We start from the raw sequence: 21,667 nt of genomic DNA, 5'->3' as shown, positions 1-21,667 counted from the left end.
AGTTCATATGCCCGCTGACAAGCTCTTTCAAAAGGTGCTCATCGCCAACCGCGGCGAGATCGCCATACGAATCATCCGCGCCTGCCAGGAACTCCAGATACCGACGGTGGCCGTGTACTCCGAGGCGGACCGCGCCTCGCTGCACGTGAGGGTCGCCGATGAAGCCTACTGTATCGGCCCGGCGCCCGCCTCCCGTTCCTACTTGCGGACCGACACCATCATCGAGGTGGCGAAGAAATCCGGCTGTGACGCCATCCATCCCGGGTACGGTTTCCTCTCCGAGACTGCGGAATTCGCCGAACTCTGCGCCGCGGAAGGGATCACCTTCATCGGCCCAAACCCGGGCGCCATCCGGATCATGGGAAACAAGATCGAGGCCCGCAAGGTGGCGGCCGCGCAGGACGTGCCGCTCGTCCCCGGCATGCTGGCGGAGTTGCGCGACGACGAAGATGCCCAGCAGGCAGCGGCCGAAATCGGTTACCCCATCATGGTCAAAGCGGTGCACGGCTTCGGCGGCAAGGGGATGCGCAGGGTGGAGCGGCCGGAGGACCTGACCAGGCTGGTGCGGGCGGCCCGCTCCGAGTCGTTCAACTGCTTCGGCAGAAAGGCGGTCTACCTGGAGCGCTGCATCGAAAGGCCTCGCCACATAGAGATCCAGATATTCGGCGATGGAAACGGACACGTGGTCCATTTCATGGAGCGAGAGTGTTCCATCCAGCACCGGAACCAGAAAATGATCGAAGAGGCGCCCTCGACCATAGTGGATGATGAACTCCGCGGCAAATTGGGCGAAGCGGCGGTCCGCATCGCCCGGGCGGTCGGCTACGATTCGGCGGGAACGGTCGAGTTCCTGGTGAACGGGGCGACAAAGGAATTCTTCTTCCTGGAGATGAATACCCGTCTGGCGGTCGAGCACCCGGTCACCGAGGCAGTCACCGGCACGGACCTCTGCAAGGAGATGATCCGTGTGGCAGCCGGTCTACCGCTGGCCTTCCAGCAAAAGGACATCGCCTTCCGCGGCCACGCCATCGAATGCCACATTCACGCGGAGGATCCGGACCATGACTTCTTCCCGATCGCGGGACGCATCGACGGCCTGCGCACGCCGGGCGGCCCCGGTGTCCGCGACGACTCCGGTATGTACGAGGGGCTCGACGTCCCCCCCTACTACGATCCGCACCTGGCGAAACTCGTGGTCTGGGCCGGTACCCGGGAGCGCTGCATCAGCCGCACCCGGCGGGCGCTCTCCGAGTACTTCGTGAAGGGGATCAAGACCACCATACCTTTCTGCGAACGGGTCATGCAGAACGAGCACTTCATTGAAGGCGACTACGACACGACCTTCATCGACAGCAGGTTCGACAGGGAGGATGCCGCCAGGGAAAAACCGCACCTGGAGGTGGCGCTGCTCGCCGTCGTCATCAAGGCTTTCCGGAACGACAAGGCAAAGCTCGGCAAGAGCACGCCAGTTCCGGACGGCACCCCGCAAGGCAAATCAGGCTGGAAGATGAGCGGCCGCATCAAGCGCTGACGGCACTTCACGGAGGATAATTCCACATGGCATACATCGTCACCTGCAACGAAGAAGAGTGGCACATCGGGGTGGAAGAGCGCCATCCCGGGCTGTACGTGGTTCACTTGGGCGGCAAGGAATACCTGGTGGATTACCATGAATCCAGAGACAACCTCCTCTCCCTGATCATAAACGGCAGATCGTACGAAGTGGATCTGGACCTTTCCGATAAAGGTGAGGTGTACCAGGTCGACATACAGGGTGATCACTTCGAGCTGGATGTAATGGAGGAGAAGCGGAAAAAGCTCGCCAGCAAGCTCTCTGCGGGGCTTTCAGGAAGGCAGGAGATCACCGCCCCCATGTCCGGCAATGTCTGCAAGGTCCTGGTCAAGGAAGGTGACCTGGTCGAATCCGGCCAGGTGCTGATGATTCTTGAAGCGATGAAGATGATGAACGAGCTCAAGGCACCGGTGGCCGGTGTGATAGGAAGCTTGAAGGCCACTGAGGGTGTTCCCGTTGCGACCAACGAATTGCTGTGTGTCGTGGAACCGGCCGGGTAGTACAGTCCTGCGAGATCGGGATGAATTTTCTTGGTAAAAAGCTGCTCCGATAGTTATACTGCCCGCTTACAGCATGCCTGTGTCAAGTTCCGCAGATTAACCAGAGGGTCTATGCCAAAGAAAGAGATCGATATCAGCACCATGGCAGGAAGCGGCTCAAACTCGGAAGATAATAACGTTCATATCGTTACGTCCGCCCACCTCGCCGTTTCCTATCCGGAGTCTTCCGAATTCGAATTCGGGCTCATCATCGCTTATCATGCCTTTGAACGCTGGATGGTGCGCTGCATGAACGCCGCCGGAGCCAAGGACATGGCGCCGCTCGACATACTGATCCTGCACCATATCAACCATCGGGGTAAGCAAAAGCGCCTTGCGGACATCTGTTTCATCCTGAACATCGAAGATACCCACCTTGCCACCTACTCAATCAAGAAGCTGACCAACGCGGGGCTGGTCAGCGGGACCAAGAAGGGGAAGGAAATGTTTTACTCAACCACCCCCAACGGTTCGACCATCTGCAACAACTACAGGCAGGTACGTGACACCTGTCTCATAGACAGCTTCACCAAGAGCGAGGACGAAGCGAAGACGCTGGCCGGTATCGCCAAATTCCTACGCAACGTTTCGGGCAGCTACGACCAGGCTTCCCGTGCAGCATCCTCATTCGACCTGGCCTCATCCTGACGCCCGATCCCCAGGCGCAAAGGACACCCAGACAGAAAAAGGCCCTGAGAGATCAGGGCCTTTTCTTTTGCTGCGAAGGCTTTCGGGTATCCGGTTCCTTACGGCACCATCGCGCCGAATTCCTTTTCGACCTCTTTCGGGGCATGGAGCAGCCCCTTGCGCACATCAAGCGACATCGCATCAGGGAAGATGTACTCTTCGTCTTTCGCGATGCCCTCCAGGATCATTTTCGCAACCTGAGACGGAGTCGCTTTCGACATCTCCTGCCCCGCGGTCATCCTGGTGTCGACCGGACCTGGGTACACCCCGTAGACCTTGACGCCGCGCGGCGCCAGTTCGGCGCGCACCCCCTGCAGCAGCGAGTGGCCGGCCGCCTTGGAGGCTGAGTAGGTTCCGTTCACGGGAAGGTTCACGAGACCGAGGATGGAGCAGACGTTCGCTATCGCCCCGCCGCGTGCGGCCAGTACAGGCGCGAAGGCACGGCACATGGAAAGGGTGCCGAGGTAGTTGACCTTGATCTCCTGGCGCGCGCAATCGAGCCCGTCCGGGTCGAGCAGGCTCTTGCAATGGTTGACCCCGGCGTTGTTGATGACGAGATCGACATCCTGGCATTGCGCCGCCGCCGTTGCCACGCTCGTCTCATGGGTCACGTCAATCCTCAGCGCGACCACGCGCCCCGGGTCGAATTTCGCCATTTCGGCTACCGCCTGGATGTTGCGGGCCGCCGCATATACTTTGGCCGCTCCACGCTCCAATAACTCCTGCACCAGTGCCCACCCTATGCCGCCGTTGGCGCCGGTGACCAAAACTACCTTGCCTGCCAATTCCATTTTTTTCTCCTCTTCAGTCTTACTGTTTTTCTGCCCACAGCAGCCGGTGCGGATGCAGTTGCACGTCCCCTGCATGACCGGTTGATCCTACCTCTGCGTGTGCCACGTCCTTCATCACCACCCCATCTTCCAAGACAGCGTAAAGGGCGCGTGCCGCACGGCTTAACAGTTGCCCGGCATTTTCAGGTCGAGGGGCCAGGACGGCTATAGCCATCAGCGCCTCCCTTATGATCCGTTCCGATGTCGGGGCAAGATCCTCTTTGTCCAGTTTTTCACGCAACGAGATGATGCATGCGGCCATGCCGAGCGCGGTCACCCCACCCTCTACGGTTCTGAGATGCTCCGGGTCATGCCGCGCGGCCATGTCCACCAAACGGATCACCCTGTGGTGCAGCCTCTCACGGGTTCGGGCCATGACCTGCGGCGACCCGTCCTGCGCCATGCGCACGAGGTCGCGGGAAACGGCCGCGAGAATGGACCGCATGCGCAGACGAGGGTTGATCGGAACCAGCAAGGTGTAGGAGATCCATGCGGTTCCCACACCCGCCACCATGGCTACGGCGCCAATGGCCAGATCGATATTGGCGACGTGAACCGCTACCCCCGGCTGAACCACGAAAAGGAAGAAGAGGGTCGCGTCGGTCGCGGCCAGCACCGTTTTCCGGTACTGCATGGCGATGAAACCGAGCAGCACGAACGGGGCGACAACGGCGATGGTGAGGTACGGGTCAACCACACCAGGGAGCAGGAATATTCTGCAGAGAACCGCGGCCGCGGAGCCGATCGCCGCACCGACGAAGATGTTGCCGACGAAGTGGGCGGGATGGTCCTTGTTCGAGAAGACTGTGGTCATGATGGAGAGGGCCATCAGCATGAGCGGGCCCTTGCTCCAGCCGGTGGCGCTCCAGGTAAAGCCGACGGCCGCGATGATAAGGCCGGAACGAAAGGCTGCCCTACCCGCTTCAACCCAGTCCCGGTGCCTGATGAGCCGATGCCGCGGCTCGCTTTCCTGATCGCCGGCAACCGCCTCGACTCCGGAAAGGACGTCTTCCAGTGCAGCCACCAGCCCGTGCAGCGTCTCCCCCAAAAGCGGCAGGTGGGAGCGCGCTTCAGATGAGAGAGCGGCGAGTTCGGTGGAAAAAGCAGCTCCTTCGGAAGATTCGAACGTCGCCGCAGCTTCGTTCAAACGCCGCGCCAGGAGCTCACGCCACTGCGCGTGCCTGCCGTCCTCGTCTTTGTGACGCTCAAGGTGCTCCGCGGAAAGGCGCCCGACCGAGAGCAGGGAAAGAAGCGCGGCGATCAGGCTCTTTACCTGCCGCTTCCTTCTTCTGAAGCCGGGAGTTGCCGCCCCCGCCGCATCCAAAAGCACCTCCAGGTCAGCCAACTCCAGGAGCAGTGCATGTTCAAGTCTCGCGACCTCCTCCGCCCGGCCATGACGGATGAGCGCGGCCAGCCAGTGCATGGCGTCCGCTACCGCCTCCCGGAGGCGCCGCTCCAACTCCTCGCGTTGCGAAGACGGCGTGAAGAAGGCGGTGACCGCCGTAGAGACGATGATGCCGACGACGATGCAGGCGATCCGGCCGAAGGCGATCTCATGCATCCGTGAAGGATTCATGAAGCCGCTCATCACGATGACCGCGCAGGTGCAGGCAGCCATGAGAAAGGCGTAGGAGCGCAGACCGTGTAGGAGGTTCCCGATGCCGACGCAACCGGCGATCCAGAAGACGAGGGCTAAGGTGAGAATGGACGGGGATACGGTGTGCCGGAGGAGAAAAAGAGCGGCCAAGGAGCCGAAGACGGTGCCGACCAGGCGGTAGAAGCTCTTCTCGAAAAGAAGGCCGCGGGTCGGCTGGATGACGATCAGTGCGGTCATCGCGGCCCAGTAGGGATTCTCGATCCCCAGGAACTGGGAAACGCCAAGTGCCGTAAGCGCGGAAAGCGTCCCGCGCAGGGCGACGATGAGTTTCAAGCGGTGGTGCGAATTCATCCTTTCAGTCTCGAGCGGGTTTCCTGCAGCCTTTTCTCCAGTCGCTCCACGAAGTTGCTCATCTGCTCGATCTCCGTGTCATCGAACGCACTGAGGAGATCATGCTCGAGGGCCGACACCTTGCCGGTGATCTCGGTGACCATCGCCCGCCCCTGCGGTGAGAGCGTGAGCAGTTTCGCCCGGCGGTCGCTCGCGTCTTCGACGCGCTCGATAAAACCTTTCGCGATCAACTGGTCCAGGATGCGTGTGAGAGAGGGGCCTTCAATGCCGAGGGAGGCCGCAAGGTCTTTCTGTTTGATGCCGTCACCCAGATGGTGCAGGTGCAGCAATGGGCGCCATGACGCGTCGGTGACTCCCAAAGACTGGAACGACGAGTCGAGCACCTGGCGCCAACGCCTCGTCAGAAAGCCCAGACGGTAAAGGAGGTTATGCTTTTCTACCTTAGTTTTTTCGGTTGTCATGCAATATAGATAGCATCCTATTTATTTTATTGCTATCTATTTTTTCAGTTTCGCCAGCTCACCGCCGAGGCTTAGGCTCAGGTAGTGCTTGCCCCCTGCGCCGGGTCGCCGCTCTGGGCTTTTGGTTCCAGCTGCTGCAATCCCTGCCGACGCGATTTTCGAGCCGAGGCAGGCGGGAACACCGTCAGGCGGCCCAAGGCTTCCCTCATCAGGTCGGAGAGGGTCATCTCGCGCCCATCGATCAGACGCAGCAGAAAGTTGCGCTCGTCATCGGTGATGCGCACCGAGATGATATTGCGTTTAGAAGGGAGATCTTGATAGTGCTCCATACTTCACCCCACAAGCCGCAGCGCCCGCTCAGATGGACTGCAGCAAATGTCCCATTTTCTCCCGCTTGGTACGCAGGTACCCGATATTGTTGCTGCCGGGGGCGATTTCCAGGGGAACGCGCTCGACGATGTCGATGCCGTATCCCTGCAGACCGACCAGTTTCTTCGGGTTATTGGTCATGAGCCGGATCTTTTTGAGCCCAAGATGGGCGAGGATCTGGGCGCCGATACCGTAGTCGCGCATGTCGGCCTTGAAGCCAAGGGCCAGGTTCGCTTCGACGGTATCCTTCCCCTGGTCCTGCAGCGCGTAGGCTTTCAGCTTGTTGGTGAGCCCTATGCCCCGCCCTTCCTGGCGCATGTAGAGCACCACTCCCCTCCCCTCCGCTTCAACCTGCTCCATCGCCTGGTGCAACTGGTCGGCGCAGTCGCACCGCACGCTGCCGAACACGTCCCCGGTCATGCACTCGGAGTGGACCCGCACGAGAACCGGCTCGTCGCCCGAGAGATCCCCCTTCACCAGGGCTATGTGCTCAAGGTGATCGATGTCGTTCTCGAAGGCGATAGCCCGGAAGGAGCCGGTTTTGGTCGGCATGGCGACCTCGACGGAGCGCCGCACCAGGGATTCGTTTCTGAGCCGGTAGGCGACCAGGTCGGCGATGGTGCAGATCTTTATGCCGTGCTGCAGCGCGAAGCGCTTCAGGTCGGGCATCCTCGCCATGGTGCCGTCCTCTTTCATGATCTCGCAGATGACTCCCGCGGGCTCGAGCCCGGCAAGCCGCGCGAGATCGACGGAACCTTCGGTCTGTCCGGAGCGGACGAGGACACCTCCGTCGCGTGCGCGCAGAGGGAAGATGTGACCCGGCCGCGCGAGGTCCGAGGCTTGCGCGTCGGGCGCCACGGCGGTAAGGATGGTGTGGGCGCGGTCCGCAGCGGAGATCCCGGTGCTGACGCCTAGCCTCGCCTCGATGGAAACGGTGAACGCCGTGCCGAAGGAGGAGGTGTTGTCCCGCACCATGGGGGGGAGCGCCAGGCGGTCGCAGCGTTCGGCGGTCATGGTGAGGCAGACGAGGCCGCGGCCGAAGCGGGCCATGAAGTTGATCGCCTCCGGTGTAATGCACTGCGCGGCCATGGTGAGGTCGCCTTCGTTCTCACGGTCCTCGTCGTCCACCAGGATCACCATCCTGCCGGACCTGATCTCCTCGATCGCTTCCTCTATGCTTGCCACGGACATGACTCCCTCCTTGATGTAAGTCGCACCACGCGCAGGAAAACCAGGAGAACCTGCGCGTGGTGCTGCTGGTCCCAGGCCTACTGTCCCGAGCCATATCCTGCGCCGGAGCGATATGCTCCGGCGATGCTTGTAAACTCTCCCTCTCCAGCCCGCAGAGAGGTCTACTCCTCCCCAAGGAGGGGGTCTGCTCCTCCCCCCGGAGGGGGGAGGCCGGGAGGGGGGAACACTTCAAACGCTCCCCGCGTTCCCCCTCCCTAACCCTCCCCCTCCGGGGGAGGGAACTATCCCTGCTCCGCCTTACGCCGCGCGCAGCTTCTCGGCGAGAACCGGGGCGAGCGCCAGGACGTCGGCGACGACCATGACGTCGGCGGCCTCGCTGATCGGGGCTTCCTTGTCCTTGTTGATGGCGACGATGAAGTCGGATTTCTTCATCCCGGCCAGGTGCTGGATGGCGCCGGAGATGCCGCAGGCGACGTACAGCTTGGGCGACACCGTCTGTCCGGTGGTGCCCACCTGGTGGCTGTGACCGACCCACCCGGCATCTACCACCGGACGGCTCGCGCCGAGCTCGCCGCCAAACGCCTTGGCGAGATCTGCGATCACGGCGACGTTCTCCTTCTTGCCGACGCCGCGACCGGCGCTCACGATGATCTCGGCACGACCCAGATCGACCTCTTTCTTCTCGGCGGGTTCGTACCCCACGAACTGCAGCGGGGAGCTCCCCTGGGAGATCTCGATCGCCTCAACCTGCGGCGCGCCGGAGAGCTGCCCCGTATAGTTGAAGGCACCAGCCTGGACGGTGAGGACTGCGCGCGCGGCTTTCGGAGCCACGGTGCGACGCAGCTTGCCGTTGCATAGGCTCACCTCGAACTTGCCGTCCACGATGTTGACGACCTCGGAGACCTGCCCCACCCTGAGGGTCGCGGCAACCCTGGGCGCCAGGTCCCAACCGTAGGAGGAGTGCGGGAAGATGATGTAGTCCGGATTTTCCTTGAGCACCGCGGCAACCACGATGTGCTTGTGCAGCTCCGGATTGTATTCCCCGTATTTGTCGGCATCGGCCAGGTAGAGCTTCCCGGTAATCTTCGGGGCCTGCGCCTCCTTACCGACCAGGACCAGGCTCACCTCCGCCCCAAGACGCTCGGCAAACGCAACGAGTTCGTAGCTTGTGTCGAGTAACTTCCCTTCCCGCTGTTCACAGACAAGCAGTGCTTTCATGGCTCACCCCCTATTTCATGACCGTGGTCTTTTCTTTCAGAATGCCAAGCAGGCGGTCCGCCACATCGGCCAGATCCCCCTCGAGAACGATGCCGCCGCCGCTTTTCACCGGCGGGTAGAGCTTCTCGGTTCCCGTGGCAGCCTCTTCCTTCAGAAGGCTCGCAACCGGCACCAACTGCAACTCCTTCTTCTTCGCCTTCATTATGTTGGGAAGGGTCGGATAGCGCGGCACGTTGAGGCCCAGCTGGCAGGTGACAAGGGCCGGAACGGGAACCTTGACGACGCTCTTCACGCCCCCTTCCAGCTCACGCTTCGCGGTCACTACGCCGTCGGCGTACTCGAAACCGACCAGGGTGCTCGCGCAGTTGTGGCCGAGAATCTCGGCGACGGTGACACCTACCTGCGCGGAGCCGCGGTCCTGAGACTGCATCCCGGTGAAGATGACGTCGAAGTTCTTGTCCGCCGCGTAGGCGGAGATGATGTTGGCGATCTGCCAGGGGTCCTTGCGTGCGCTGTCGCTGTCCTGGACCTGCACCGCCTTGTCGCACCCCATGGCGAGCGCCTTCTTAAGCGCCTCCCCGACGCGGTCGGCGCCGATGGAGAGGACCGTGATCTCGGGCTGGTTCCCGAGCTGCTCCTTGAGCTGCACCGCCTGCTCGACGGCGTACTCGTCGTATTCGTTCATCCTGTAAGCGAGATCGGCCTCGTCGTACCAATCCCCCGTCCCGTTCACCTTGAAGCGGGATTCCATGTCCGGTACCTGTTTGATGCAGACTAGAATGTTCATTTGCGCCTCCCTATCGGTCGTTTAATGCCTCGGCCATTACCTCTGCGATGTCCTTAACCCGTACCTTCTCCGCCCCCTGGTCCTTCAATCCGTCCTCCAGCATCGTCATGCAGTAGGGACAGCTGACGCAGATCGTGTCCGGTTGCTGCTTCAGGGCTTCCTGCACCCGCTCGTGGTTGATCCTCGTGCCGGTCTGTTCCTCCATCCACATCCTGCCGCCGCCTGCGCCGCAGCAAAAACCTTTTTCACGGTTGCGCTCGAAGTCCTGCGGGGCTGACCCGGTGGCCGCCTCGATGACGTCGCGGGGAGCCGCGTAGGTGTCGTTGTGACGCCCGAGGTAGCAGGAGTCGTGGAATATGACCTTCCCTTGGTCCGTCTTTTTGGGCGCCTTCAGCTTCCCGTCCTTGACCAGTTGCGCGATCAGCTCGCTGTGGTGCACCACCTGAAGCTCCGCGCCGTACTGTCTGTAATCGTTTTTGAGCGTGCTGAAGCAGTGCGGGCACGCCGTGACGATCTTGGTGACGCCACGCTCGCGGAAGAGCTCAACGTTGCCGCGCGCCATCTTGTCGAAGACGAACTCGTTCCCCAGGCGCCTGACGCTGTCGCCGCAGCAGATCTCGTCCTTGCCGAGGATGCCCCAGGAGACCCCGGCGCGGTCGAGGGTGGTGGCGAGGGCGACCGTGGTCTGCTTGGCGCGGCTGTCGAAGGAGCCAGCGCAGCCGACGAAGAAGAGGTACTCGGTCTCCCCTTTCTTGAAGCTTCTGTCCCCGAGGGTCCCGGTCCACTTGCCCCGCTCGGAAGGGGCGATGCCCCAGGGGTTGCTGCGCTGCTCCATATTCTCGAAGAGGTTCAAAAGCTCTTCCGGGAAACGGGCCTTCTCCTGCACGAGGTGCCTCCGCATCTTGACGATCTTCGGCAGGTGTTCGATGAGGACCGGGCAGACCGAGAGGCAGGCGCCGCAGGTCGTGCAGTCCCAAAGGGCCTCCTCGCAGCTAGTACCTTCCCTCTTATCGCCGATGAGCGGCTTCCCCCCATCCAGCAGGTTCACCTTGAGGTCGTGGATGACGCGGCGCGGGTTCAGTGACTTCCCGGTGTTGTGCGCGGGACAGAGGTCCTGGCAGCGCCCGCACTCGGTGCAGGAGAAGGAATCGAGGAGATCCTTCCAGGAGAATTGCTCCACCTCGCTCACGCCGAACCTCTTGCCGGTCTCGAAAAGCTCGCGCGGCGGCACCGCCGGGTTTTCCAGGCTGCGGAAGTAGCAGTTGGGGATGGCGGTGAGGATATGCATGTGCTTGCTGCGCGGCAAGAAGTTGAGAAAAAGAAGCAACACCACGGCGTGCAGCCACCAGGAGACAATGGCGACTGTTTCGAGCGTTGCCGCGGGCAGATCCCGCAAGAGCGAAGCGACCGCTAGGGATACTGGCATCCAGGCCGTTTGCCCCTGGGCTAAGTGCGCCGCGTTCAGGACGAAGTAGGCCGCCATGAGCGTCGCGATCATGCCGAGGATCAGGAGCGCCTCCCCGCTGCACGGCTTCGTGTACTCGTTGCCGAGGTAGGAAGGCGCGAAGAATAGACGCCGCGCAAGGGCCACGACGACGCTCGCTAAAGCGGCAAGCGACACGAGGTCGAAGACGAGCGAGAGGGGATTTCGGATTGCGGCCGGTAGGGCCGACAGGCCGCTGCCGGGGAAGAGCCCCTCCCACATGAAGTCGGCGTTGGCGACCAAAAGGAGCATGAAGGCCCAGAAGAGCACGAAGTGGTTCACGCCGAACGGGCGGGAAAGCACCCGCTTCTGGCCAAAGGCGTAGGAGAAGACCCCGGCCAGGCGCTCGCCGGGACGATCGAAGCGGTTCTCGGCGGCGCCCTCCCCGACCAGTTGCAGACGCTGCCAACAGCTGTAGCAGAAGGTCAGGATGGCGACTACGAAGATGGGCATGAAATACTGGTGGCTTTGCATGTGATACCTCGCAAGCGGTGATCTTTTTTAGGGCAACTCTTCGTCAGACGGCAAGCCGCTCGGGAATTCTTCCGCCGCGCTGCTCTTTCATGGTGCGCACCCTTTTGGTCAGGGCCGGGACGATCTCGAAGACGTCACCCACGATGCCGTAGGTGGCGACCTGGAAGATGGGGGCCTCGGGGTCGCGGTTGATGGCGATGACCACGTCCGAATCCTGCATGCCGACCAGGTGCTGGATGGCGCCGGAGATGCCGCAGGCGATGTAGATCTTCGGGCGCACGGTCTTTCCGGTCTGCCCCACCTGGCGGCTGTGCGGCATCCATCCGGCATCGACGGCGCTTCTCGACGCGCCGACCACGCCACCCAGTTCCTCGGCGAGTTCGTGCAGCATGGCGAAGTTTTCCTTCCCCATGAGGCCGCGTCCACCCGAGACGATGATCTCGGCACCGGCGATGTCGATGTCCTTGCCACCCTTGTCGCTCACCGATTCGATCACCTTGGCGAGCACGTCCTCCTCGCGCAGGTCGTACTCCTCGTTGATCACGACACCGATACGCCCTGAGTCCCTTTCCGGCATCGCCATCACGTGCGGTCGCACCGTCGCCATCTGGGGACGGAACCGGTCGCACATGATGGTCGCCATGATGTTGCCGCCGAAAGCCGGGCGGGTCTGCATGAGGTTTCTCTTGTCGTCGATGCCCAAGCCCGTGCAGTCGGCGGTGAGGCCGGTCTTCACGATGGTGGCGACCGCTCCGGCGAGATCGCGTCCCTGGCCGGTCGCGCCCATCAGGATCACCTCGGGGCGGTGTTTGGAGATCAGGTGGCAAAGCGCATCGCAGAAGGGCTTGGTGCGGTAGTTCTCGAAGACCTCGGCATCGAGCACGATGGCCTGCTCGGCGCCATAGCTGAAGGCCTCATCGCAGAGCTCTCCCACGCCGTAGCCGATGATCACAGCGGAGAGCGGGACCTGGAGCTGCTTTGCTAAGTCGGCGCCTGCGCCCAGAAGCTCCCAGGAGACCTTGGCGACTTCGCCCTCGTACTGCTCGATGAAGACCCAGACGCCGCGATAGGTGGCGAGCATGTCCCGCAGCTGCTTTTCCGCCGGGTCGAGCTCCTCCTCGGCCGCGCCGTGCTGCGCCTCCCACTGTTTCAGGATCTCCAGCTCTTCCGGCGTGTAGAACATCTCCAGGGCCCCGGCCGCGCAGACCTTCACGCACTTCGCGCAACCGATGCACTTCTCGGCATGGATCGAAGGCTCCCCCGCCTCGTTCATCAGGATCCCGCTCACCGGGCAAGAGCTCTCGCAGCGGGCGCCGCAGGCTATGCACTTCCCCGCGACGAGGCGCGCTATGCCGCGCGGTTTCTTGATCTTCTTGCTGTCCATGGCAACTCCTTGCAGGCTAGATCGCTAACAGGTCTTTGCTGAGCATCTTTTCGAGCAGCAGATGCGCGGTACCAACGGGATCGCCGATGCCGTCGCCGATGATCTCCCCCTGGTCACGCTCGGGAGAGAAGATCTTGCTTACCCAGGTGGCCGAGCCCTTGAGGCCGACCGTCTCCACGTCGAGCTTCAGCACCTGGTTGTCCCATACGGTCACCTCGGTTAGCTCGGCGGTGAGACGCATCGGCACGGTTGGGTAGCGCGGCCGGTTCAGCTCCCGGACCGCGGTGATCACGACTGGGAGCGGGGCCTCGACGATCTCGTGCCGCCCCTCAAGTTTTCTCCTGACCCGTATCCGCTTCTTGTTGAGATCGAGCCATTCGATGCGGTCCACCAGGGTGAGCTGGGTGAAACCGAGGCGCGTCGCGATGCCGGGGCCGACCTGGGCGGTATCGCCGTCGATGGTCTGCTTGCCGCAGAAGACGATCCCCACTTCATCCTTTTCCGCGAGCCGCTCGATGGCCGCCGCGAGCACCTGGCTCGTGGCCAGGGTGTCGGCGCCGCCGAAAGCGCGGTCGGAAAGGAGGATCGCCTCGTCCACACCGAGGGCGCACGCCTTTTTCAGGGTGGCGACCGTGTTGGGAGGGCCCATCGAGAGGGCAACCGAACGCAGCCCGTAGCGGTCCTTGAGCGCCAGCCCCTCCTCGAGGGCGTGGGTGTCGTAGGGGTTCACGATGAAGGGAATCCCCTCCCTCACCAGGGTGTTGGTGACCGGGTCGATCTTCACCTGGGTGGTGTCCGGCACCTGCTTGATACAGGAGATCACGAGCATGACCTTCTCCTTAGCTTTGACTGCTGGTGTACTGTCGGTTCTGAGGCAAATCCCGTCTGTTGGTTCAGAATCAAATCCCCCTGTCCCCCCTTCGCCAAGGCGAAGGGGGGAACCTGGGGCCTAGTGCTGCGCTTCGTTAGACTGCGGCGGCCGCGGGGGCGGTCACGTAATGGTGCGTGTTCTTGATGCCGGGACGATAGATCTTCATGAGCGCCTGGGCCATCTCGGCCGGGGTTGCTGCGACGCTGATGCCGCAGGACTCAAGCACCGCGACCTTTTCGGCCGCCGTCCCCTTGCCGCCGGAGATGATGGCGCCTGCATGCCCCATCCTCTTGCCCGGGGGGGCGGTGCGGCCGGCGATGTAGGCCGCTACCGGCTTGGTCATGTGCTCCTTCACGAAGTAGGCGGCTTCCTCCTCGGCGTAACCGCCGATCTCGCCGATCATGATGACCGCCTCGGTGTCCGGATCCTCCTCGAACATCTTCAGGCAGTCGAGGTGGCTCGTGCCGTTCACCGGGTCGCCGCCGATGCCGACGCAGGTGGACTGCCCAAGGCCGTAGCCGGTCAACTGCCACACCGCCTCGTAGGTGAGCGTGCCGCTTCGGGAGACAACGCCTACCTTGCCGGGCTTGTGGATGTAGCCGGGCATGATGCCGATCTTGCACTGGCCGGGGGTGATGATGCCGGGGCAGTTGGGACCGATGAGCCGCGTGTTTTTCCCCTGCATGAATTGCTTCACCTTCACCATGTCGAGGACAGGAATCCCCTCGGTGATGCAGCAGACGAGCTCGAGCCCCGCGTCCACCGCCTCCATGATGGAGTCCGCGGCGAACGGCGGCGGGACGTAGATGACGCTCGCAGTGGCGCCGGTGTCCCGGACCGCGTCAGCGACGGTGTTGAAGACGGGGAAGCCGTCCACCGTGGTCCCCCCCTTGCCCGGGGTGACGCCCCCGACCATCTGGGTGCCGTACTCGCGTGCGCCCTGCGCGTGGAAGAGACCTGTGGCCCCGGTTATCCCCTGGGTGATTACCTTGGTGTTTTTGTCGACCAGGATGCTCATGCTCTACCCCCTTTGGCGGAAACGGCCATGATGATTTTCTGCGCGGCGTCGGCCATGCCATCGGCGGCGACGATGTCGAGCCCGCTCTCGGCTAAAAGCTGCTTCCCTTTCTCGACGTTGGTCCCTTCGAGGCGGACCACCAGCGGAACCTTCAGGGCGACCTGCTTGGCTGCCTGGATGACGCCGGTGGCGATCACGTCGCACTTCATGATGCCGCCGAAGATGTTCACCAGGATCCCCTCGACGTTCTTGTCCGAGAGGATGATCTTGAACGCCTCGGTCACGCGCTCGATGGTCGCCCCGCCCCCTACGTCCAGGAAGTTCGCCGGATCGCCGCCGTAGTGCTTGATGATGTCCATGGTCGCCATGGCGAGACCGGCGCCGTTAACGAGGCAGCCGATGTTGCCGGTGAGCGAGATGTAGGAGAGGTCATGCTGGGATGCCTCGATCTCGTTTGCATCCTCCTCGTCGAAGTCGCGCATGTCGCCGATCTGCAGGTGCCTGAAGAGCGCGTTGTCGTCGAAGCCGAACTTCGCGTCCAGGGCGAGAAGTTCGCCGGAACCGGTCACGACGAGCGGGTTCACCTCGAGAAGCGAGCAGTCGCAGGCGATGAAGGTGGTGTAAAGCGCCTCGAACATCTTGGCAGCTTTCCCGATCTGCTTTCCTTCGAGCCCAAGGGCGAAGGCGAGTTTCCTTCCCTGGAACTGGGTGAGCCCGACGAGCGGCTCGATCTTTTCGGTGAAGATCTTCTCCGGCGTCTTCGCCGCCACCTCCTCAATGTCCATGCCCCCCTCGGTCGAGGCCATGACGGTCACCTTCGAGGTGGAGCGGTCGACGACGAGGCTCACGTAGAGTTCGCGTGCGATATCACAGCCGTTCTCCACCAGTACCCGGTGCACCACCTTCCCTTCCGGGCCGGTCTGGTGCGTGCGAAGCGTCATCCCGAGCATGTCGCGGGCGATCAGCTGCACCTCGCTCGAGGTCTTCGCGAGTTTCACCCCGCCCCCCTTGCCGCGTCCACCGGCGTGGATCTGCGCCTTCACCACCCAGGGGCCCTCCCCGAGCCTCTTGGCCCATTCCCTGGCGCTCGCGCCGTTGTAACAGACGTGGCCGTCCGGCACCGGCACCCCGAATTTCCTCAGTATCGCTTTGGCTTGATACTCGTGTATGTTCATCCCTTTATCCTCCCAGGCGCGCGGCGCCTCCTCATATCGCCTGCCGCCTTTATCGACAGTTGCCTCAAAGTCCCCATGCCGCTTCCGGCAGGAGTACTGCGCCTTTTGGCATCTGCTACGGGGGTCTCAACAACTGAATTTCTCGCCTGCTGCGGTTTCCGCCAGCCCCCCTGGGGCCTCTAACGCATCTTATTCGGCTCATCGGTGTCCTCCGTCAGATTTTCGCCTGCCCGGAGTCGGATGCGGTACCTGCCGCTACCGGCCCTCGCTTTACCGTTGACTGCTGTGCTCTCTCCTCCTGCCGCCGCCCTCACCCTACCCTCTCCCGGGGGGAGAGGGGATTGCGGGAGTCGTGGACAGGTTTTCCGCCTACCCTGCCTGGGGGGAGAGTCTTTCCAGAAGGATCTCGGAGACGTCGCGGGCCACCAGGAGCCCTTCGAGTTCGGCCCCCTTCACGCCGTCCTCGAACATGGTGAGACAGAACGGACAGTTGGATACGAGCACCCCGGCGCCGGTTGCCGCGGCCATCTGCACGCGCTTCACGCTGATGCGGCTGCCGAGTTTCTCCTCCGCCATGATCCTGCCGCCGCCTGCGCCGCAGCAGAAGCTCTCCGCTTCCTTCCTTTCCATCTCCCTTATGGTGCCGCCCGCCGCCTGCACCAGGGCGCGCGGCGCCTGGTAGGTTTCGTTGTAGCGACCGAGGTAGCAGGAGTCGTGGTAGGTGCACTCGAAGGCGCCCTTGTCAACCTTCAGCTTCCCTTCCGTCACCAGCCGCTCCAGGTAGGTCGTGTAGTGCTCGGTCTCGATGTCAAAGCCGAGATCGCGGTAATCCTTGGCCAGCGTATTGAAGCAGTGCGGACAGGCCGTGACCACCTTCTTGACGCCGTACCCCTTGATGGTCTCGATGTTCTCGGTCGCCAGGGTCTGGTACAGGTATTCGTTGCCCAGCTTGCGCATCGGCTCGCCGCAGCACTTCTCCTCCTTGCCGAGGATGCCGACCCTGATGCCCGCCGCCGCGCAGAGTTTCACGAAGCTCGTGGCGATCTTGATGTTGCGCTTGTCGAAGGAGGCGTAGCAGCCGACGAAGTAGAGGATGTCGACCTCGGCCCCTTCGGAGAGCTGTGTCACAGGCAGCCCTTCGGCCCAGTCGCCGCGTGAGGCGAAGGACATGCCGAGCGGGTTGCCGTTAACCTCGACGTTACCCATCGCGGTGACCACCTCGTCGCCGGGGAACTCACCTTCCATGAGGACCAGGTTGCGGCGGATGTCGACCACCTTGTTGACGTGCTCGATGGCGGCGGGACAGATCTCCTGGCAGGCCCGGCAGGTGGTGCAGGACCAGAGGGCGTCCTTGCCGACCGCCTCGACCAGGTTGTCCTCGACGGTCTCGCGTGCCACCTCGCCCAGTTGGGAGATCACCTTCATGGGGGAGAGCGGTTTATCGGTGCCGTGTGCCGGACACCGGTCCTGGCAGCGCTTGCACTTGGTGCAGGCGTCGGTGTCGAAGATGTCCTTCCAGGTGAGATCGCCGATCTTCGCCGCGCCGAAGCTCTCGGCGTCACCTTCCATATCTACCGTGACGAGCGCCCCCTTGGGGCCGAGCGGCGCGAAGAAGTAGTTGGCCGAGGTGGTGAAGATGTGGCGGAACTTGGTGAAGGGGATGGCGCAGATGAAGGCCGCCACCAGGGCGAAGTGGAACCACCAGAGGCCGCGGTGCAACTGGGACAGGGCCTCCGGCTGCGAACCGGAAAGGGCCTTGGCGACCAGGAGCCCCACCGGCGACCAGAGCGCGAGATCGGGCTGCTGCACCAGTTCGGTCGCCGCCATCCTCGCCCCCTCGATGAGGAAGCCGGTAAGGATGATGGCGAAGAGGAGACCGTGCATGACAGCATCGTCGCGGGTCGTCTCAAGGCCGTCCGGGCGCACCAGGTAGCGTCGCACGAAGAGGCCCGCCAGGGTGATGAGGGCGGCGAGGCCCGCGACGTCGAGCACCAGGGAGAAGATCTTGTAGAAGGTGCCGGTCAGAAAGCGCACGCCGAACAAGAGATCGGTCCCGTCGGCCTGCAGCGCCACCAGGATGGTCCCTACGAAGAGTGCCGCGAAGGACCAGAAGAAGAAGCCGTGGGCGAACCCGGGCCCCTTAACCTTTAGTACCCGGCTTTGCAAAAGGACGTTCTTGACCAGCATCGAGATGCGGGCCGAACGGTTGTCGGTCCGGTCGAGGGGCTTTCCCTTGCCGTAGAGCTGCAGCCGCTGGTAACCGTAATACCCGAGCAGCGCCAGGGCGGCGAAAGTGATCAGGTACATCGGGACCAGCGTGGAGGCCCCGTGGCCTACGTTCCAATAGAGTTCGCGCGTTGCTTCCATGAGTCACCTCGCTGTCATAGAACGTTCAACGTTCTACGTTCCAGGTTCTACGTTTCTTACTGCTTAAGCTCCGGTGAAGGCGGGCTTCCTCTTCTGAACGAAGGCCGTCATCCCCTCTTTCTGGTCCTGGCTCGCGAAGAGGGAGGCAAAGCTTATCGCCTCGTGGTTCATGCCGTCAGCTATCGACATGTCGAGACCGCTCTTCACCGCATCCTTGGCGCGGGCCACTCCGAGAACGCCGTTACCAGCTATCTTCCGGGCGGTCTCGAGCGCCTCGTCCAGCAGGCGATCGGGGGGGAAGACAGCCGCGACCAGCCCCCAGCTCTTGGCCTGGGCGGCGTCGATGACCTTCCCCAGGAAGATCAACTCGTTGGCGCGGTACCTACCCACCAGCCGCGGCAGGTTCTGCGTTCCGCCGAAACCGGGCATGATGCCGAGGGTGACCTCGGGGAGCCCCAGCTTCGCGTTTTCGGAGGCGTAGGCGAAGTCGCAGGCAAGCGCCAGTTCCAGCCCGCCGCCGAGGGCGAAGCCGTTCACGGCGGCGATCACCGGCTTTCTCACCCGGCCGATCAGCGCCATCAACTGCTGCCCCTTTTTAGCGAAGGTGAGCGCCTGCTCCACGTTGTAGTCGGCCATGGCGGCGATGTCCGCACCGGCCACGAAGGCCTTCTCGCCTGCGCCGGTCAGGACCACGGCGCGCACGGAGCGGTCCAGGTCGAGCACCTCGAAGGCATGCAGCAGTTCGTCCAGCACTTCCTCGTTCAGGCTGTTCAGCACCTTCGGGCGGTTCACAGTAAGGAGGGCGACGCCGTCCTTTTTCTCCAAGAGCAGATTCTGGTATGGCATTGGCGCCTCCCTTAGGCGTAGTTGTAGAAGCCGCGGCCGGACTTCTTGCCGAGATACCCCGCCTCGACCATCTTGACGAGGAGCGGACAGGGACGGTACTTGGGATCCTTGAAGCCCTGGTACAGGACCTCCATGATCGCCAGGCAGGTGTCGAGCCCGATGAAATCGGCCAGGGTGAGCGGCCCCATAGGCTGGTTCGTGCCGAGCTTCATAGCCTTGTCGATGTCCTCCACGGTGGCGATCCCCTCGAAGAGGGCGAAGGCCGCCTCGTTGATCATCGGGATGAGGATGCGGTTCACGATAAAGCCGGGGTAATCGGCGGAAACCGCCATCTCCTTCTGCACCCGGGCAACGAGGGAGGAGGTCGCCGCGAAGGTCTCGTCGCTCGTGGCGAGCCCGCGGATCACCTCGACCAGTTTCATGACCGGCACCGGATTCATGAAGTGCATGCCGATCACCTTGTCCTGCCGACCGGTCACGGCCGCGATCCTGGTGATCGGGATGGAGGAGGTGTTGGAGGCGAGGATGGCGTCTTTTTTGACCACCTGGTCAAGCTTCCGGAAGATCTCCAGCTTGAGCGACTCCTTCTCGGTGACCGCCTCGATGGCCATGTCGCAGTCGGCGAGATCATCGAACTTGTCCGTCACGATGATGCGTTTGAGGATCTGCTCCACCGCCTCAGCGGTAAGCTCCCCTTTCTGCACCTGACGATCCAGGTTCTTCGCGATACCAGCACGGGCCTTGTCGAGCTGAGCCTGCGCGATGTCATAGAGGACCACTCCCGTCTCATAACGGGCGAGCACCTGCGCGATGCCGCTTCCCATCTGTCCTGCGCCGAGAACACCAACCTTCCTGATCATATTGCCTCCTGAACCGACTCGAGGATGACCGCGACCGCCTCGCCGCCGCCGATGCAGAGGGTGGCGAGACCGTAGCGGGCTTTTCTTTTTCTAAGCTCACGGACCAGGGTTGCGGTGATGCGCGCGCCGCTGGCGCCAAGGGGGTGGCCGATAGCGACGGCGCCACCGTTCACGTTCACCTTCTCCGGGTCGATGCCGAGCTTCTTGCAGGCGATAAGCGGCACCGCGGCAAAGGCCTCGTTGATCTCGAAGAGGTCGATGTCGGCGACGGAGAGCCCGGCCTTGGCGCACGCCTTCTCGATGGCGCCCACCGGAGCCTCGGTGAAGTCGTCAGGGTGGACGCTGTTGGTCGCGTAGGCGACCAGGCGGGCCTTGGGTTTAAGGCCGTATTTCTTGAGGGCCGCGGGACCGGCCAAAAGGGTCATCCCGGCGCCGTCGTTAATGGTCGAGGCGTTCCCGGCGGTGATGGTCCCTTCCTTCTTGAAGGCGGCTCGCAGCTCGGGGAGTTTCTTGAAGTCGACCTTGAACGGCTCCTCGTCGTCGGTTACCAGCATCTCGCCGTTGCGGGTTTTCTTAGTTACCGGCACGATTTCGTCGTTGAAGATGCCGTCTCTTTGCGCCGCCTGCGCCTTCATGTAGGAGGCCAGTGCGTAGGTGTCCTGGGTGGAGCGGCTAAGGCCGTTCTTCTCAGCGCTCGCCTCGGCGATCACGCCCATGTGACTGCCGCTGTAGGGGTCGATGAGGCCGTCGTGCACCAGGAGGTCGAGCATCTCGGCGTTACCCATCCGGTAGCCGTAGCGCCCCTTGGTGAGTGCGTAGGGAGCGAGGGACATATTCTCCATGCCGCCCGCGAGCACGATGTCGGCGTCGCCCAGGCGGATCGAGCCCGCGCCTAGCATGATCGCCTTCAACCCCGAGCCGCAGACCTTGTTGATGGTGAGTGCCGGCACGTTGTCGGGGAGTCCCGCGTAGCGAAGCGCCTGCCGGGCCGGAGCCTGACCAGTGCCGCCGGTGAGGACCTGGCCTACGATGACCTCGTCCACGGCGTCCGCCGGAAGCCCTGTGCGATCCAGAATTTCCTTTATTACGGTTGCAGCGAGACGGGGTGCCTCGACGTCGGAAAGAGCGCCTCCGAACGATCCTAACGGTGTTCTCAGTGACTCGACCAGGTAGACCTCGGACATGGTGTTTCTCCTCTTGGAGCGGTGTCTCAAATGACCCGCCTCGGCATTAGTTGGTAAACAAGTACTACAATACCAATTTACAGTCAACAAAAAAAGAGAACGGTGTTACACAAATTTTGAAGTTAATTCCGGGAAAGCTGGAAACTGTCGTCCCCCCCCTTTGCGAACGTTCTTCAGAAAATCCAGGAGGAGCATGTGTGCATCAGTCTCGAAGCAGTGAGTCTGGCATCACGCCCCCCCTTTGCGAAGGGGGGACGGGGGGGATTTGCTTTTTGTCCACGGGCTCCGCCAGTTGTACTGGATTCCAGGAGTTCCACGGTTGTTGGGCATCAATCTTTATTTTGAGCAGCGTTGGCTATCGCCGTATCAGCAGGTGCTTGCATAGTCTGGCCAAAGGCAAAT

19 protein-coding genes are annotated in these 21,667 nt (G+C 62.5%); 3 read left to right on the top strand and 16 right to left on the bottom strand.

The annotated features are described in order from the left end of the window. The first annotated feature begins 7 nt into the window (after positions 1-7). The 3 genes from E8L22_RS19760 to E8L22_RS19750 all read left to right on the top strand — a co-directional run bounded on the left by E8L22_RS19760 (position 8) and on the right by E8L22_RS19750 (position 2,760). Entirely contained in the window at positions 8-1,531 is a 1,524-nt protein-coding gene (locus tag E8L22_RS19760) for an acetyl-CoA carboxylase biotin carboxylase subunit (protein ID WP_136526815.1), read from the top strand. A 26-nt stretch (positions 1,532-1,557) separates the two neighbouring features. Next, on the top strand, positions 1,558-2,073 hold the full coding sequence (locus E8L22_RS19755) for an acetyl-CoA carboxylase biotin carboxyl carrier protein subunit (RefSeq protein WP_136526814.1): 516 nt from the start codon (positions 1,558-1,560) through the stop codon (positions 2,071-2,073). A gap of 111 nt (positions 2,074-2,184) precedes the next feature. Then, positions 2,185-2,760, top strand: coding sequence for a winged helix DNA-binding protein (locus tag E8L22_RS19750; RefSeq protein WP_198420195.1), 576 nt, complete (start codon positions 2,185-2,187; stop codon positions 2,758-2,760). A gap of 98 nt (positions 2,761-2,858) precedes the next feature. Here E8L22_RS19750 and E8L22_RS19745 read toward each other — a convergent pair whose 3' ends face one another. The 16 genes from E8L22_RS19745 to E8L22_RS19670 all read right to left on the bottom strand — a co-directional run bounded on the left by E8L22_RS19745 (position 2,859) and on the right by E8L22_RS19670 (position 21,265). After that, positions 2,859-3,590 (bottom strand): SDR family oxidoreductase, encoded by a 732-nt coding sequence (locus E8L22_RS19745; RefSeq protein WP_136514397.1) that lies wholly within the window; start codon positions 3,588-3,590, stop codon positions 2,859-2,861. A 19-nt stretch (positions 3,591-3,609) separates the two neighbouring features. Beyond that, the gene (locus E8L22_RS19740; RefSeq protein WP_136526813.1) at positions 3,610-5,577 is read right to left on the bottom strand and encodes an FUSC family protein; all 1,968 of its coding nucleotides are present in this window, start codon (positions 5,575-5,577) and stop codon (positions 3,610-3,612) included. Beyond that, positions 5,574-6,038 (bottom strand): MarR family winged helix-turn-helix transcriptional regulator, encoded by a 465-nt coding sequence (locus E8L22_RS19735; RefSeq protein WP_136526812.1) that lies wholly within the window; start codon positions 6,036-6,038, stop codon positions 5,574-5,576. The genes E8L22_RS19740 and E8L22_RS19735 overlap by 4 nt, the downstream gene beginning before the upstream one ends. 77 nt (positions 6,039-6,115) lie before the next feature. Next, positions 6,116-6,367 carry a hypothetical protein gene (locus tag E8L22_RS19730; RefSeq protein ID WP_136526811.1) on the bottom strand — a complete coding sequence of 84 codons (252 nt, stop codon included), beginning with the start codon at positions 6,365-6,367 and terminating at the stop codon, positions 6,116-6,118. A gap of 28 nt (positions 6,368-6,395) precedes the next feature. Continuing rightward, complete coding sequence (locus tag E8L22_RS19725) at positions 6,396-7,598, bottom strand: bifunctional 3,4-dihydroxy-2-butanone-4-phosphate synthase/GTP cyclohydrolase II (RefSeq protein WP_136526810.1); 1,203 nt, start codon at positions 7,596-7,598, stop codon at positions 6,396-6,398. 297 nt (positions 7,599-7,895) lie between these two features. After that, on the bottom strand, positions 7,896-8,816 hold the full coding sequence (locus E8L22_RS19720) for an electron transfer flavoprotein subunit alpha/FixB family protein (RefSeq protein ID WP_136526809.1): 921 nt from the start codon (positions 8,814-8,816) through the stop codon (positions 7,896-7,898). 10 nt (positions 8,817-8,826) lie between these two features. Beyond that, the gene (locus E8L22_RS19715; RefSeq protein WP_136526808.1) at positions 8,827-9,603 is read right to left on the bottom strand and encodes an electron transfer flavoprotein subunit beta/FixA family protein; all 777 of its coding nucleotides are present in this window, start codon (positions 9,601-9,603) and stop codon (positions 8,827-8,829) included. 10 nt (positions 9,604-9,613) lie between these two features. Beyond that, entirely contained in the window at positions 9,614-11,560 is a 1,947-nt protein-coding gene (locus E8L22_RS19710) for a heterodisulfide reductase-related iron-sulfur binding cluster (protein ID WP_136526807.1), read from the bottom strand. A 43-nt stretch (positions 11,561-11,603) separates the two neighbouring features. After that, positions 11,604-12,944 (bottom strand): FAD-binding protein, encoded by a 1,341-nt coding sequence (locus E8L22_RS19705; protein ID WP_136526806.1) that lies wholly within the window; start codon positions 12,942-12,944, stop codon positions 11,604-11,606. A gap of 16 nt (positions 12,945-12,960) precedes the next feature. Then, positions 12,961-13,773 (bottom strand): electron transfer flavoprotein subunit beta/FixA family protein, encoded by an 813-nt coding sequence (locus E8L22_RS19700; protein WP_136526805.1) that lies wholly within the window; start codon positions 13,771-13,773, stop codon positions 12,961-12,963. 136 nt (positions 13,774-13,909) lie between these two features. Next, entirely contained in the window at positions 13,910-14,833 is a 924-nt protein-coding gene (gene sucD / locus E8L22_RS19695; protein ID WP_136526804.1) for a succinate--CoA ligase subunit alpha, read from the bottom strand. After that, positions 14,830-16,008, bottom strand: coding sequence for an ADP-forming succinate--CoA ligase subunit beta (sucC, locus tag E8L22_RS19690; protein WP_136526803.1), 1,179 nt, complete (start codon positions 16,006-16,008; stop codon positions 14,830-14,832). The genes sucD and sucC overlap by 4 nt, the downstream gene beginning before the upstream one ends. Before the next feature lie 369 nt (positions 16,009-16,377). After that, on the bottom strand, positions 16,378-18,375 hold the full coding sequence (locus tag E8L22_RS19685) for a heterodisulfide reductase-related iron-sulfur binding cluster (protein WP_136526802.1): 1,998 nt from the start codon (positions 18,373-18,375) through the stop codon (positions 16,378-16,380). A gap of 63 nt (positions 18,376-18,438) precedes the next feature. Next, a complete protein-coding gene (locus E8L22_RS19680; protein ID WP_136526801.1) occupies positions 18,439-19,221 on the bottom strand; it encodes an enoyl-CoA hydratase/isomerase family protein in 783 nt (260 codons plus the stop codon). A gap of 11 nt (positions 19,222-19,232) precedes the next feature. After that, the gene (locus E8L22_RS19675; protein WP_136526800.1) at positions 19,233-20,081 is read right to left on the bottom strand and encodes a 3-hydroxybutyryl-CoA dehydrogenase; all 849 of its coding nucleotides are present in this window, start codon (positions 20,079-20,081) and stop codon (positions 19,233-19,235) included. Continuing rightward, positions 20,078-21,265, bottom strand: a complete 1,188-nt coding sequence (locus E8L22_RS19670) for a thiolase family protein (protein WP_136526799.1) — start codon at positions 21,263-21,265, stop codon at positions 20,078-20,080. The genes E8L22_RS19675 and E8L22_RS19670 overlap by 4 nt, the downstream gene beginning before the upstream one ends. Positions 21,266-21,667 lie beyond the last annotated feature (402 nt).

It is taken from the genome of Geomonas ferrireducens (assembly GCF_004917065.1).
Classification (GTDB): domain Bacteria; phylum Desulfobacterota; class Desulfuromonadia; order Geobacterales; family Geobacteraceae; genus Geomonas; species Geomonas ferrireducens.
This window is presented reverse-complemented; position numbering and strand designations above follow the sequence as displayed.

Excerpts from the sequence above, each read along its gene's own strand:
- E8L22_RS19760 (WP_136526815.1), top strand. The coding sequence starts at position 8 with ATGCCCGCTGACAAGCTCTTTCAAAAGGTGCTCATCGCCAACCGCGGC.
- E8L22_RS19755 (WP_136526814.1), top strand. The coding sequence starts at position 1,558 with ATGGCATACATCGTCACCTGCAACGAAGAAGAGTGGCACATCGGGGTG.
- E8L22_RS19750 (WP_198420195.1), top strand. The coding sequence starts at position 2,185 with ATGCCAAAGAAAGAGATCGATATCAGCACCATGGCAGGAAGCGGCTCA.
- E8L22_RS19745 (WP_136514397.1), bottom strand. The coding sequence starts at position 3,590 with ATGGAATTGGCAGGCAAGGTAGTTTTGGTCACCGGCGCCAACGGCGGC.
- E8L22_RS19740 (WP_136526813.1), bottom strand. The coding sequence starts at position 5,577 with ATGAATTCGCACCACCGCTTGAAACTCATCGTCGCCCTGCGCGGGACG.
- E8L22_RS19735 (WP_136526812.1), bottom strand. The coding sequence starts at position 6,038 with ATGACAACCGAAAAAACTAAGGTAGAAAAGCATAACCTCCTTTACCGT.
- E8L22_RS19730 (WP_136526811.1), bottom strand. The coding sequence starts at position 6,367 with ATGGAGCACTATCAAGATCTCCCTTCTAAACGCAATATCATCTCGGTG.
- E8L22_RS19725 (WP_136526810.1), bottom strand. The coding sequence starts at position 7,598 with ATGTCCGTGGCAAGCATAGAGGAAGCGATCGAGGAGATCAGGTCCGGC.
- E8L22_RS19720 (WP_136526809.1), bottom strand. The coding sequence starts at position 8,816 with ATGAAAGCACTGCTTGTCTGTGAACAGCGGGAAGGGAAGTTACTCGAC.
- E8L22_RS19715 (WP_136526808.1), bottom strand. The coding sequence starts at position 9,603 with ATGAACATTCTAGTCTGCATCAAACAGGTACCGGACATGGAATCCCGC.
- E8L22_RS19710 (WP_136526807.1), bottom strand. The coding sequence starts at position 11,560 with ATGCAAAGCCACCAGTATTTCATGCCCATCTTCGTAGTCGCCATCCTG.
- E8L22_RS19705 (WP_136526806.1), bottom strand. The coding sequence starts at position 12,944 with ATGGACAGCAAGAAGATCAAGAAACCGCGCGGCATAGCGCGCCTCGTC.
- E8L22_RS19700 (WP_136526805.1), bottom strand. The coding sequence starts at position 13,773 with ATGCTCGTGATCTCCTGTATCAAGCAGGTGCCGGACACCACCCAGGTG.
- sucD (WP_136526804.1), bottom strand. The coding sequence starts at position 14,833 with ATGAGCATCCTGGTCGACAAAAACACCAAGGTAATCACCCAGGGGATA.
- sucC (WP_136526803.1), bottom strand. The coding sequence starts at position 16,008 with ATGAACATACACGAGTATCAAGCCAAAGCGATACTGAGGAAATTCGGG.
- E8L22_RS19685 (WP_136526802.1), bottom strand. The coding sequence starts at position 18,375 with ATGGAAGCAACGCGCGAACTCTATTGGAACGTAGGCCACGGGGCCTCC.
- E8L22_RS19680 (WP_136526801.1), bottom strand. The coding sequence starts at position 19,221 with ATGCCATACCAGAATCTGCTCTTGGAGAAAAAGGACGGCGTCGCCCTC.
- E8L22_RS19675 (WP_136526800.1), bottom strand. The coding sequence starts at position 20,081 with ATGATCAGGAAGGTTGGTGTTCTCGGCGCAGGACAGATGGGAAGCGGC.
- E8L22_RS19670 (WP_136526799.1), bottom strand. The coding sequence starts at position 21,265 with ATGTCCGAGGTCTACCTGGTCGAGTCACTGAGAACACCGTTAGGATCG.